Genomic DNA, 12775 nt, shown 5'->3' on the forward strand with positions numbered 1-12775 from the left:
GCATGATGCGGTGCATCCGGAGTTGGGGGCGGTGGAGGATTTCGTCTGGTTCGTGGGGCGGGCGCGGGATGTGGGTCTTGAGGTGGCGCTGGATTTCGCGTTGCAGTGTTCGCCGGATCATCCGTGGGTGTTGAAGCATCCGGAGTGGTTTCGCCATCGTGGGGACGGGTCGGTGGCGTATGCGGAGAATCCGCCGAAGAGGTATCAGGACATCTATCCGGTGTTCTTCGATGCGGACATGGACGGGCTGGTGGCGGAGACGCTGCGGGTGCTGCGGTTCTGGATGGGGCTGGGGGTGCGGATCTTCAGGGTGGACAATCCGCATACCAAGCCGGTGGTGTTCTGGGAGCGGGTGGTGGGGGAGATCAACCGGTCGGATCCGGATGTGATCTTCCTGGCGGAGGCGTTCACCCGGCCGGCGATGCTGCGGACGCTGGCCGCGGTGGGGTTCCAGCAGTCGTACACGTATTTCACGTGGCGAAACACGAAACAGGAACTGACGGAGTATCTGGGTGAGTTGACGCAGGAGACGGCTGCGTTTTTGCGGCCGAACTTCTTCGTGAACACTCCCGACATCCTGCCCGTGTATCTGCAGCGCGGGGGGCGGGCGGCGTTCGAGGTGCGGGCGGTGCTGGCGGCGACGCTGTCGCCGTCGTGGGGGATGTACTCGGGTTTCGAGTTGTGTGAGAACGTGCCACTGGAGGAGGGCGGGGAGGAGTACCGGGACTCGGAGAAGTACCAGCTCAGGCCGAGGGACTGGGAGGGTGCCGAGCGGGAGGGGCGCAGCATTGCCCCGCTGATCACCTCCCTCAATCGCATCCGTCGTGAGCACCGCGCGCTGCGGCAGTTGCGGAATCTGCGTTTTCATCATGCGGACAACGACGCGGTGATCGTCTACTCGAAGTGTTCGGGTGCGGATGCGGTGGTGGTGGTGGTGAACCTGGATCCTCACCACACCCAGGAGGCGACGGTCTCGTTGGACATGCCGCGGCTCGGTCTTGACTGGAACGAGTCGGTGCCGGTGCGTGATGAGCTCACCGGTGTCACCTACCACTGGGGCAGGACCAACTATGTACGTCTTGCGCCACATGAGCATCCCGCGCATGTGCTGAGTGTCCTGCGACCGCGACCGTCGTCACCGCCCATCGGAGGGTCACCCACACGATGATCGTCAACGAGCCCGTCCCGGACACCTTCGAGGACACTCCCGCCGCCGACCGTGATCCGCAGTGGTTCAAACGGGCGGTGTTCTACGAGGTCCTGGTCCGCTCCTTCCAGGACAGCAACGGTGATGGCGTGGGCGATGTGAAGGGGCTGACCGCGAGGCTGGACTATCTGCAGTGGCTGGGCGTCGACTGCCTGTGGCTGCCCCCGTTCTTCACCTCCCCCCTGCGCGACGGCGGCTACGACGTCGCCGACTACACGGCCGTGCTGCCCGAGTTCGGGGATCTGGCGGACTTCGTGGAGTTCGTGGACGCAGCCCACCAGCGGGGCATGCGGGTGATCATCGACTTCGTGATGAACCACACCAGCGACCAGCATCCGTGGTTCAAGGCCTCCCGCACCGACCCGCACGGCCCCTACGGCGACTACTACGTCTGGGCCGACGACGACAAGCAGTACACGGACGCGCGGATCATCTTCGTCGACACCGAGGCCTCCAACTGGACCTTCGACCCGGTCAGGGGCCAGTACTACTTCCACCGGTTCTTCTCCCACCAGCCGGACCTCAACTACGACAACCCGGTGGTGCAGGAGGAGATCCTGGCCGCGCTGCGGTTCTGGCTCGACCTGGGCATCGACGGGTTCCGCCTGGACGCGGTGCCGTATCTGTATGCGCAGGAGGGCACGAACTGCGAGAACCTGCCCGCCACCCACACCTTCCTCAAACGCGTCCGCAAGGAGATCGACGCCCACTACCCCGACACCGTTCTTCTGGCCGAGGCCAACCAGTGGCCCGAGGACGTCGTCGACTACTTCGGCGACTACCAAAGCGGCGGCGACGAATGCCACATGGCCTTCCACTTCCCCGTCATGCCCCGCATCTTCATGGCCGTACGCCGTGAAACCCGCTACCCCGTCTCGGAGATCCTCGCCAAGACCCCCGCCATCCCCGCCGGCTGCCAGTGGGGCATCTTCCTGCGCAACCACGACGAACTCACCCTGGAAATGGTCACCGACGAAGAACGTGACTACATGTGGGCCGAGTACGCCAAAGACCCCAGGATGCGCGCCAACATCGGCATCCGCCGCCGCCTGGCGCCGCTGCTGGACAACGACCGCAACCAGATCGAACTGTTCACCGCCCTGCTGCTGTCCCTGCCCGGCTCCCCGATCCTGTACTACGGCGACGAGATCGGCATGGGCGACAACATCTGGCTCGGCGACCGGGACGCGGTACGCACCCCGATGCAGTGGACCCCGGACCGCAACGCGGGTTTCTCCTCCTGCGATCCCGGCCGCCTCTACCTGCCCACGATCATGGACCCGGTCTACGGCTACCAGGTCACCAACGTGGAGGCGTCGATGTCCTCGCCGTCCTCCCTGCTGCACTGGACCCGGCGGATGATCGAGATCCGCAAGCAGAACCCCGCCTTCGGCCTGGGCTCGTACACCGAACTGTCCTCCTCCAACCCGGCCGTCCTCGCCTTCGTCCGCGAACACGGCGACGACCTCGTGATGTGCGTGCACAACTTCTCCCGCTTCGCCCAGCCCACCGAACTCGGCCTCGGCCGCTTCACCGGCCACCACCCCGTCGAACTGATCGGCCAGGTCCACTTCCCCGCCATCGGTGAACTGCCCTACCTCCTCACCCTCGCAGGCCACGGCTTCTACTGGTTCCGCCTCCGCGACAACGTCGCCTAACGCCCGGAGCGGGGCGGTTTCCCTCCGCCTCGCCACGGCACCCATCGCCGGGGAAAGGACGCACGCCATGTCGGAAGCCGTCACCCGCGCCGCCTCGCAACGCCCCAGCCTGCTCACATCCCTCGGCCCGCCGCTGCGGGAATGGCTGCCGCGGCAGCGCTGGTTCGCGGGCAAGGGACGGCCGGTCACCGGGTTGTCGCTGGTTTCGGCCACCGATCTGCTGCCGCCCGGCGGCACACCGCGCCTCATCCACCTGCTCGTACGGGCCCATCAGCCGGACTCCCCCGCCCGGGGTGCCGTGTCGCACCCCGGGGACTGCTACCAACTGCTGATAGGCGTGCGCGAGGTGCTGCCACCACGGCTGGCGCCCGCGCTCATCGGACGTCCGGAGAAGGGCCCGCTGGCGGGGCGGACCGTCTACGAGGCGCTGTACGACCCCCGGGCCGCCGCTGTGCTCCTGAAGGCGATCCGCACCCGAGCCCGCGTCGGCCGGCTCCGCTTCGAGGGAGACGGACACCAGAGGATACGGGGCGGACTCGTCCCGCGGAGGCTGACTTCGGAGCAGTCCAACTCGTCGGTCATCTATGGAGATACGTTCATCCTAAAGCTGCTGCGGCGCATCGTTCCGGGCATCAACCCTGATCTGGAACTGCCGCTGGTGCTCTCGCGCGAGGGCTGCCCCCGGGTGCCCGCGCCGACCGGCTGGCTGCGCGCCGACCTCGACGGCGTCGACGACCCGTACATCCTGGCCGTACTGCAACCCTATGTACGGGGAGCCACGGACGGCTGGGAACTGGCGCTGCGCGAGCTGGCCAAGAGCGAGGACTTCACGGCGGAGGCGCGGGCACTCGGGCGGGCGACGGCCGAGGTGCACAGAGCACTGGCCCACACACTGCCCACGGTCACCATGGGACATGCCCAGATACGGGCGCTGGCCGACGGCATGGCCCGGCGGCTGGAGGCGGCTGCGCAGGCGGTACCCGCACTGCAGCCCTACGCGCCCGCGCTGCACTCCGTGTTCGAGGAGCTGACCGCCTTCGCCGCCGAGGGGCGCGCCTGGACCGCCCAGCGCATCCACGGCGATCTGCACCTGGGCCAGTGCCTGCGCTCGCCGTCCGGAGAGTGGTCCCTCATCGACTTCGAGGGTGAGCCGTCGAAGTCGCTGGCCGAGCGCCGGATGCCGCAGCCGACGGTGCGAGACGTCGCGGGGATGCTGCGCTCCTTCGACTACGCCGCACACTCCGCCGTCCCCCCGGCACCGGAGTGGGCCACGGCGTGCCGGGCCGCGTTCTGCTCCGGGTACACGGTGTCCGCGGGGCGCGACCCGCGGACCGATCCCGTGCTGCTGCGCGCGTACGAGACGGACAAGGCCGTCTACGAAGTCCTGTACGAGGCCCGCCACCGCCCCGACTGGCTGCCGGTGCCGATGGCGGCCATACGCCGTCTGTCCGCCGGCGTGACGCACTGATCCCCCTGCCGAGGAGGCCCGCCCGTGATGCCCCGCACTCCGTCCGACGACAGCAGGAAGACGAACGACGACGGTCAGGAGAAGACCGGCGCGAAGGCGGCACCGGAGCGGGGCGCGGCGGACATGGCCCTCTCCTCCGCCGTCGGCACCGGTGATCGTGAACGGCTGCTGGCGGGCACCCATCACGACCCGCACGCGGTGCTCGGCGCCCATCCGGTGCCCGACGGGGTCGCCTTCCGGGCCCTCCGCCCCTACGCGCTGTCCGTCACCGTCGTCGCCGGGAGCCTGCGGGCCGAACTGCACGACGACAGGGACGGCTTCTTCTCGGGAGTGCTGCCGCTGCACGACGTCCCCGAGTACCGGCTGCTGGTGACGTACGAGGGAGCCGTGCTGGAGACCGAGGACGCCTACCGCTTCCTTCCCGCCCTCGGCGAACTGGACCTGCACCTGATCGGCGAGGGCCGGCACGAGGAGCTGTGGCAGGCGCTCGGCGCCCACCCGATGACACACCAGGGCGTAAGAGGCACCCGTTTCTCAGTGTGGGCGCCGAACGCACGGGGCGTACGCGTGATCGGTGGCTTCAACTTCTGGGACGGTACGGGCCATCCGATGCGTTCGCTCGGCTCGAGCGGTGTGTGGGAGCTGTTCGTGCCCGGCATCGGTGAGGGCGAACTGTACAAGTTCGACCTCACGCGCCCCGACGGCACGCACACCCTCCGCGCGGATCCGCTGGCCCGCCGTACCGAGGTCCCGCCCGCGACCGCGTCGATCGTGGCCCGGTCGACGTACACGTGGAGTGATGCGGAATGGATGGCCCGGCGCAATGACCGACCGGTCACCGAGGCGCCCGTCTCCGTGTACGAGATCCATCTCCCCTCCTGGCGCCCAGGACTGACCTACCGCCAACTCGCCGAGCAACTCCCCGCATACGTGAACGACCTCGGCTTCACCCACGTGGAACTGATGCCGCTCGCGGAGCACCCCTTCGGCGGCTCCTGGGGCTACCAGGTCACCGGCTTCTACGCGCCCACCGCCCGCCTGGGCACCCCCGACGACTTCAGGTACCTCATCGACGCACTGCACCAGGCAGGCATCGGCGTCCTCATGGACTGGGTACCCGCCCACTTCCCCCGCGACGACTGGGCCCTGGCCGCCTTCGACGGCCGCCCCCTGTACGAACACCCCGACCCCCAGCAAGCCGCCCACCCCGACTGGGGAACCCTCGAGTTCGACTACGGTCGACACGAAGTACGCAACTTCCTGACCGCCAACGCCGTCTACTGGTGCGAGGAGTTCCACATCGACGGACTACGCGTGGACGCCGTCGCCTCCATGCTCTACCTCGACTACTCCCGCCAGAGCGGCCAGTGGACCCCCAACCCCTACGGCGGCAACGAGAACCTCGACGCGATCGCCTTCCTGAAAGAGATGAACGCCACCGTCCACCGCCGCTGCCCCGGCGTCGTCACCATCGCCGAGGAATCCACCGCCTTCGACGGCGTCACCCGCCCCACCCACCACCAGGGCCTGGGCTTCGGCCTGAAATGGAACATGGGCTGGATGCACGACACCCTCGCCTACCTCTCCAAGGACCCCGTGCACCGCAAGCACCACCACAACGAGCTGACCTTCTCGATGATGTACGCCTACAGCGAGAACTACCTCCTGCCGATCTCCCACGACGAAGTCGTGCACGGCAAACGGTCACTGGTGTCGAAGATGCCCGGCGACTGGTGGCAGCAGCGCGCCACCCACCGCGCCTACCTCGCCTACATGTGGGCCCACCCCGGCAAACAACTCCTCTTCATGGGACAGGAATTCGCCCAGGGCGCCGAATGGTCCGAAGCCCACGGCCCCGACTGGTGGCTCCTCGACCCCGCCTACGGAGCCGAACCCGACCACCGCGGCGTACGCGACCTCGTCCGCGACCTCAACACCCACTACCGCCACACCCCTGCCTTGTGGCAACGCGACACCGACCCGTCCGGCTTCCAATGGATCACAGCCGACGCCGCCGACGACAACGTCCTCGCCTTCCTCCGATTCGACACGGAAGGCACGCCCCTGCTGTCCGTCTCGAACTTCTCCCCGGTCGTCCGCCACGACTACCGCCTGGGCGTCCCCGACGACGTCCCCGCCTGGCACGAACTCCTGAACACCGACACCGCACAGTACGGCGGCAGCGACGTCCGCAACCCCGACCCACTGAAACCGGACTCCGCCCCCTGGCACGGCCGCCCGGCCGGCATCCGGCCGACCCTGCCGCCGCTGGCGACGGTGTGGCTGCGGCCGGCTTACGACCTGGGGAGCAATGGGGAGTGAGTGAAGGAGCGGCGTCCGGTGCGGTCGATCGCAAGGCGCCGGAAGGTCCTCGTAGCGGAGCTACCAGGACCTTCCGGCAACGCCGTGAGCGGCCGTGCCGGACGCCGCGACGCCGCTCCCCATTGCTCCCCAGGTCGTTAGGGCGTGGTTGGCAGTCCCGTCCCCCTTCGAACGGACGACGGGACTGCCGGCACCGGCCCTACGCGAGGGCGTCCGCCAGAGCCTTCGGCAGGTCACGGGTGTAGAGCACGCCGAGCCGCTGCGTGGCCCGGCTCAGGGCCACGTACAGGTCGCTCGTGCCGTAGTGGCCGGGCTCGACCACGAGCACGGAGTCGAACTCCAGCCCCTTGGACTGACGCGCGTCGAGCAACACCACGGTCCGGGTCAGATCCGGTTCCGCGCCCGCCGTCACCCCGTCCAGGTGCGCGGCGAGCGACCGGTGCAGTTCGCGCGGCGCGATCACCGCGAGCCGGCCCTCGGAGGGGGTCAGCTCCTCCACCGCCTTGGCCACGGCTCCGGGCAGGTCGTCGGTGGCGCGTACCCAGGGCCGTACGCCCGTGGACCGTACCGAACTCGGTGGTTCGAAGCCGGGGGTCTCCGCGCGCACCACGCTCGCCGCCACGTCCATGATCTCGGCCGGAGTACGGTAGTTGACGCCGAGGCGGGTGTGTTCCCAGCGGTCCTCGACGTACGGCGTGAGGATCTCCGACCACGAGCCGACCCCGGCGGCCTCGGCCGTCTGCGCCGGGTCGCCGACCAGCGTCATCGAACGGGTCGGGCAGCGCCGCATCAGCAGCCGCCACGCCATCGGCGACAGCTCCTGCGCCTCGTCGACGATGATGTGCCCGAACGCCCAGGTGCGGTCGGCCGCCGCGCGTTCGGCGGCGCTGCGGTGGTCGGCCTCCTCGTGCCGCTCGGCGAACCGCTCGGCGTCGATGATGTGGTGTGCGGACAGGACCTCCGACGCGTCGGGATCGTCCTCCTCCTTGTCCTCGAACTCGTAGGTCCGGGACGCGTACGACACGTCCAGCACGCCCTGCGCGAAGGCGACCTGGGCCTCGCGCTCGCGTTCGGCATGGGCGCGGGCCATCCGGTCGTCCTCACCGAGGAGTTCGGCCGCCTCGTCGAGGAGCGGCACATCGGCCGTGGTCCAGGCGCGCGTGACCGGGCGGCGGACGGCGGCCGCGTCCTCGTCGGACACATACCCCTCCGGGTCGGCGAGAAAGTCCGCAACCAGCCGCTGCGGGGTCAACCGGGGCCACAACTGGTCGATTGCCGACCAGACTTCGGAGTTCTCGGCGAGTTCGTCCCGAATCTGGGTGATGTCGCTGGCGTCCAGAAGGTTGGAGCCGTCGTACGGGTCGGTGCCGATCCGCTCGGCGACCATGTCGGTGAGCGTGTTGAGGATGTGGCCCTCGAAGTACTCGCGGGCCGCGTTGTGCGGCAGCTTCGCGCCGCGGGTGCGCTCGCGGGCCACACTCACCAGCCCGTCGTCCAGCATCAGGACCTCGCGGTCGTGCTCGATGGCGATCACCGGGTCGGGCAGTGCCTGCCGGTCCCGTACGACGGCGGCGAGCACGTCCGCCATGTCGGCCCGGCCCTTCACGGCGGCCGCTTCGGGCGTGTCGGTCGCGGTCGCCTTCACTCCGGGGAACAGCTCGCCGACCGTCGCCAGCAGCACGCCCGTCTCACCGAGCGAGGGCAGCACCTCGCCGATGTAGCCGAGGAAGGCCGGGTTGGGGCCGACGATGAGGACGGCCCGCTTGGCGAGCAATTCCCGGTGTTCATAGAGGAGGAACGCCGCCCGGTGCAGGGCGACAGCCGTCTTGCCGGTGCCGGGGCCACCCTCCACCACCAGTACGCCTCGGTGCGGTGCGCGGATGATGCGGTCCTGGTCGGCCTGGATGGTCTGCACGATGTCGCCCATCCGGCCGGTGCGGGCCGAGTTGAGCGCGGCGAGCAGCACGGCGTCACCGGACGGGTCCTCGTGGCCGGTGCGCTCGCGGTCGCCGAGATCGAGGATCTCGTCGTGCAGGGACGTGACCCGGCGCCCGTCGGTGGAGATGTGCCGGCGCCTGCGCAGTCCCATCGGGGTGTGGCCGGTGGCCAGGTAGAAGGGGCGGGCGACCTCGGCCCGCCAGTCGATCAGGATCGGCGTGCGGTCCGGGTCGTCGGCGCGCAGCCCGATGCGGCCGATGTGGTGGGTCTTGCCGGAGGTGAGGTCGATCCGGCCGAAACAGAGCGAACCGTCCACGGCGTTCAGCGCCGCCAGCAGCCCCGACCGTTCGGCGACGAGGATGTCCCGCTCCAGCCGGGCCTGCATGGGCTTGTCGCCCTGCGCCAGCGCGTCCGTGACGGACGTCTCGGTGTCACCGCGCAGCGCGTCCACGCGCGCGTACAACCCGTCGATGAATTCCTGCTCCCTGCGAAATTCATCGTCTGGAAATTCGGTGTTTGACAATTCCGCTCCCGCCCGGATATACTGTGGCTACTGAACATCTTCGCGACCCGATTCAATTGGAGTCGCGAACTATTGAATATACGCAGAAAAATCCCCCGAGCGCAATTGCTCGAGGGATTTATTGCGTTCTGTTTGGATTCAGAGCACGTCGGACAGCTCCTCCAGCAGCCGCCGCTTGGGCCGGGCGCCCACCATCGACTTCACGGGCTCGCCGCCCTGGAACACCATGAGGGTCGGCGTGCCCAGCACGCCGTACGTGATCGTGGTCCGCGGATTCCGGTCCACGTCCAGCTGGACGATCTTCAGCCGGTCGCCCTCCTCGAAGGCGATGGCGCCCAGCACCGGCGCCAGCTGCCTGCACGGTCCGCACCATTCGGCCGTGAACTGCACCAGCACCGGCAGGTCCGCCCCGAGCACTTCCGCTTCGAAATCCTCGTCCGTCACTTCACTCACACCCGCCACCTGCTTGATCACCGCTCATGCCCTCCCAGCTCGCACGCGGGTTCCGGACCGCCCGGAACCAGCGCATCGGCGGCCAGCTCGTCCCTCGCCCTCTCGGCCCGCACCAACTGAGCACCGACCTGCGCCCGCACGGCCTGCAGCTCGCCGATCAGCGCGTCGAGTTCGTCCAGCTTGCGCCGGTAGACCGCGAGCGACGCCGGGCACGAGTCACCTTCCGGATGCCCGGCCCGCAGACACTCCACGAAGGGCCGCGTCTCCTCCAGGTCGAACCCGAAATCCTGCAGCGTGCGGATCTGCCGCAGCAGCGTCAGGTCCCGCTCGTCATAGGTGCGGTGCCCTTGGGCGTCCCGCCGCGCGGGCAGCAGCCCCCGCGACTCGTAGTACCGCAGCGTCCGGGTCGTGGTCCCGACCCGCGCGGCCAGCTCGCCGATTCGCATGGTTACGACCGTAGGCGTTGACGTCGGCGTCAAGGCAAGGCCGGCGAAGGCGGGGCGGGGTCAGGGCAGGGCCGGCGGGAGCAGCGGCTTGCGCGGCACCGGGGAGGACAGCACGATCGACGTGGTCGTACGTCCGAGCGCCGAGGTCTGCTCCAGGACCTCCTCCAGATGGACGGTGTCGGTGACGGCGACCCTGAGGATCCAGCAGTCCTCGCCGACCACGTGGTGGACCTCGGTGATCTCGGGGCGTTCCAGCAGTTCCAGGGTGCGGGGGTGCTTGAGGGTGTAGCCGCCGTGCGGGTTGACCCGGACGAAGGCCTGGATGCCGTAGCCGAGCCGGGCCGGGGCGACCTGCGCGCCGTACCCGGTGATCGCACCCGCGGCCTCCAGCCGCCGCACCCGCTCGGTCACCGCTGCCGGGCTGAGCCGCACCCGGCGCCCCAGCTCGCTCAGCTTGATCCTGCCGTCGGCCTGGAGCAGCTGGAGGATCTGCCGGTCCAACGCGTCGAAGGCCACCGACGTTTCGTTGGTGGCAGCGCGCAGATGCCGTTGTTCTTTCGGTGCCGCAGCCGGAACTCCCATGTCTCCCCCTTCAGGCCTGGCTGGTACGCCGGAAGAATTATGACCATGCACAAGCCACGAGAGGTATTGGTCATCGGCGGCAACCGCTATTTCGGTAAGCGGTTGATCGCGCGACTGCTGGCGGCCGGAGACCGGGTCACGGTCGTCAATCGCGGCTCCGCCGCCCCGCCCGCAGGCGCAATTCACCTCGTGGCGGACCGGAATGACGAGAAGGCGCTGCTGAACGCGCTCGGAACGCGCACCTTCGACGTCGTCGTCGACCAGGTCTGCTACACCCCGCGTCAGGCAGCCGTCGCACGGCGGGCGTTCACCGGACGTACCCAGCGCTATGTGATGACATCGACCGTCGAGGTGTACGAGTACGAGGACTCCGTCGCGCCCGTACGGGAGACGGACCTCGACCCGTGCGACATCACCGTTGACCTCGACCTCCCCTGGGATGACGAGGAGTTCCTCGAGACTCACTACGGCGACGGCAAGCGGCAGGCCGAGGCGGTGTTCGCGGCGGACCCGGCCTTCCCGTACACGGCCGTACGGGTGGCCCATGTGCTGGGCGGGGACGACGACTTCACCGGACGTCTGAAGCACTACGCGGACCGCATCCGCACCGGCGAGCCGATCGCGGTGCCCACGCCGGCCATCCGGCCACGTACATCCACGTCGAGGAGGTCGCCGACCTCCTCTTCTGGGCGGCGGGCGAGACCTTCGACGGCCCGGTGAACGCCGCCTCCCACGGGCTGCTGACCACGGAGGAACTGTGCGCGGAGGTGGCCGCGAACCTGCCGGCCGGCCGGACCGTACTGCAGCCCGTCGAGGTGGGCCGCACTTCTCCGTTCTCCTTCGCCCGCTTCTACGGCATGGACAACTCCCGTGCCATCCAACTCGGTTTCCGCTTCGGGCACGTACGGGACTGGCTGCCGAAGGCCGTGGCCGAGACGCTTGGAAAGGACATCTGACATGCACCACCGCACTCTTGGCGATCTGCGGGTGAGCGCCATCGGACTGGGCGCGATGCCGCTGTCCATCGAGGGCCGGCCGGACGAGCGGCGCGCCCTGGCCACGGTGCACGCCGCGCTGGACGCAGGCGTGACGCTGCTGGACACGGCGGACTCCTACCACCTGCCCGGCACCGAACCCGGCCACAACGAACGCCTGGTGGCCAGGGCACTGGCGACCTACGGCGGCGACACCTCCGGCGTACTCGTCACGACGAAGGGCGGCCGCGGCAGACCGGCGGACGGCCGCTGGACCGTCGCCGGCTCCCCGCAGCATCTCAAGGCGGCCGCCAAGGCCTCGCTGAAGCGGCTCGGCGTCGAGGCGATCGGCCTCTACCAGCTGCACAAGCCGGATCCCGAGGTGCCTTTCGAGGAGTCCGTCGGCGCGCTGCGCGAACTGCTCGACGACGGCACGATCCGCCTGGCGGGCCTGTCCAACACGGACACCGAACAGATCCACCGGGCCCGCGAGATCCTGGGCGACCGCCTGGTCTCGGTGCAGAACCAGTACTCCCCCGCGGTCCGCGCCGCCGAGCCCGAGCTGCGGCTGTGCGCCGAGCTGGGCCTGGCCTTCCTGCCGTGGAGCCCCCTGGGTGGCATCTCCCGCAGCTCGCTGGACGGGCCGTCGGGGCTGCAAGGCGAGGAGCGCTTCGGCGCCTTCCACACGATCGCCCGTGAGCGGGGCGTCAGCCCCCAACAGCTCTGTCTGGCCTGGCTGCTGACGAAGTCGCCCACCGTGATTCCCATTCCGGGCGCGAGCCGCCCGGAGACGATCCGGGACTCGGCGCGGGCCGCGGATCTCACACTGACCGAGGAGGAGACGGCACGCCTCGACGAGGCGGTCGATGGGGCCCAGTGACGAGCGGCACCAGACGGTGACCCCCGCCGACTCCTCCCCCTCGAGGAGGGACGCACTCCGCCACTCCTCCTCGAACACCCGGCGCCGGGCGGCCTCTTCGTGCAGGTCGTCCAGCCGAGCGGCGAGCCGGTCGTGCCGCCGAGCCGTGGCCTTCACGTCGGCGTGAAGGCCACGGCCAGACGCTCCTGCCCAGGGCGCAGGCCCGTCCTGCTCCCGGTGATCGCCCATACCCGCCGGCCGGGCGCTCTGGAGTGAGGTCCGGTCCCACGGTTGCGGAGCGAGGCGGATGACGAAGACGCGGAGGACTGCGCCGTCTCAGAGTGA

At 69.2% G+C, this 12775-nt stretch carries 9 protein-coding genes and 1 pseudogene; 6 read left to right on the top strand and 4 right to left on the bottom strand.

The genetic code is table 11. From position 1 onward, the window contains the following. The 4 genes from BIV24_RS05500 to glgB all read left to right on the top strand — a co-directional run. Positions 1-1168 (top strand): alpha-amylase family glycosyl hydrolase (locus tag BIV24_RS05500; RefSeq protein ID WP_483883270.1); only part of this gene is annotated, 1168 nt, incomplete at its 5' end. Continuing rightward, complete coding sequence (treS, locus tag BIV24_RS05505; protein ID WP_071365007.1) at positions 1165-2865, top strand: maltose alpha-D-glucosyltransferase; 1701 nt, start codon at positions 1165-1167, stop codon at positions 2863-2865. The genes BIV24_RS05500 and treS, both read left to right, overlap by 4 nt. A 67-nt stretch (positions 2866-2932) precedes the next feature. Beyond that, on the top strand, positions 2933-4333 hold the full coding sequence (locus BIV24_RS05510; RefSeq protein WP_071365008.1) for a maltokinase N-terminal cap-like domain-containing protein: 1401 nt from the start codon (positions 2933-2935) through the stop codon (positions 4331-4333). Positions 4334-4360: 27 nt separating this feature from the next. Then, the gene (gene glgB / locus BIV24_RS05515) at positions 4361-6655 is read left to right on the top strand and encodes a 1,4-alpha-glucan branching enzyme (protein ID WP_079168030.1); all 2295 of its coding nucleotides are present in this window, start codon (positions 4361-4363) and stop codon (positions 6653-6655) included. A gap of 199 nt (positions 6656-6854) precedes the next feature. Here the strand turns inward: glgB and BIV24_RS05520 are convergent, their stop codons facing one another. From BIV24_RS05520 to BIV24_RS05535, 4 genes are all read right to left on the bottom strand, one after another. Then, positions 6855-9134 (bottom strand): HelD family protein, encoded by a 2280-nt coding sequence (locus BIV24_RS05520; protein ID WP_079168031.1) that lies wholly within the window; start codon positions 9132-9134, stop codon positions 6855-6857. 120 nt (positions 9135-9254) lie between these two features. Then, on the bottom strand, positions 9255-9587 hold the full coding sequence (locus tag BIV24_RS05525) for a thioredoxin family protein (protein WP_071365039.1): 333 nt from the start codon (positions 9585-9587) through the stop codon (positions 9255-9257). Next, positions 9587-10015: a MerR family transcriptional regulator gene (locus tag BIV24_RS05530; protein ID WP_071365009.1), complete on the bottom strand. Its 429-nt coding sequence runs from the start codon at positions 10013-10015 to the stop codon at positions 9587-9589. Before BIV24_RS05530 ends, BIV24_RS05525 begins: the two co-directional genes overlap by 1 nt. 60 nt (positions 10016-10075) lie before the next feature. Then, positions 10076-10597: an Lrp/AsnC family transcriptional regulator gene (locus tag BIV24_RS05535; RefSeq protein WP_177198627.1), complete on the bottom strand. Its 522-nt coding sequence runs from the start codon at positions 10595-10597 to the stop codon at positions 10076-10078. A gap of 45 nt (positions 10598-10642) precedes the next feature. Here BIV24_RS05535 and BIV24_RS05540 point away from each other — a divergent pair. Continuing rightward, a pseudogene (locus tag BIV24_RS05540) lies at positions 10643-11553 on the top strand (NAD-dependent epimerase/dehydratase family protein). Between the two features lies 1 nt (position 11554). Further along, entirely contained in the window at positions 11555-12451 is an 897-nt protein-coding gene (locus BIV24_RS05545; protein ID WP_071365011.1) for an aldo/keto reductase, read from the top strand. The last annotated feature ends 324 nt before the right edge of the window (positions 12452-12775 follow it).

Origin of the sequence: Streptomyces colonosanans (genome assembly GCF_001866645.1) — a bacterium.
Classification (GTDB): domain Bacteria; phylum Actinomycetota; class Actinomycetes; order Streptomycetales; family Streptomycetaceae; genus Streptomyces; species Streptomyces colonosanans.

Coding starts and splice junctions, on each gene's coding strand:
- treS (WP_071365007.1), top strand. CDS start 1,165: ATGATCGTCAACGAGCCCGTCCCGGACACCTTCGAGGACACTCCCGCC.
- BIV24_RS05510 (WP_071365008.1), top strand. CDS start 2,933: ATGTCGGAAGCCGTCACCCGCGCCGCCTCGCAACGCCCCAGCCTGCTC.
- glgB (WP_079168030.1), top strand. CDS start 4,361: ATGCCCCGCACTCCGTCCGACGACAGCAGGAAGACGAACGACGACGGT.
- BIV24_RS05530 (WP_071365009.1), bottom strand. CDS start 10,015: ATGCGAATCGGCGAGCTGGCCGCGCGGGTCGGGACCACGACCCGGACG.
- BIV24_RS05535 (WP_177198627.1), bottom strand. CDS start 10,597: ATGGGAGTTCCGGCTGCGGCACCGAAAGAACAACGGCATCTGCGCGCT.
- BIV24_RS05545 (WP_071365011.1), top strand. CDS start 11,555: ATGCACCACCGCACTCTTGGCGATCTGCGGGTGAGCGCCATCGGACTG.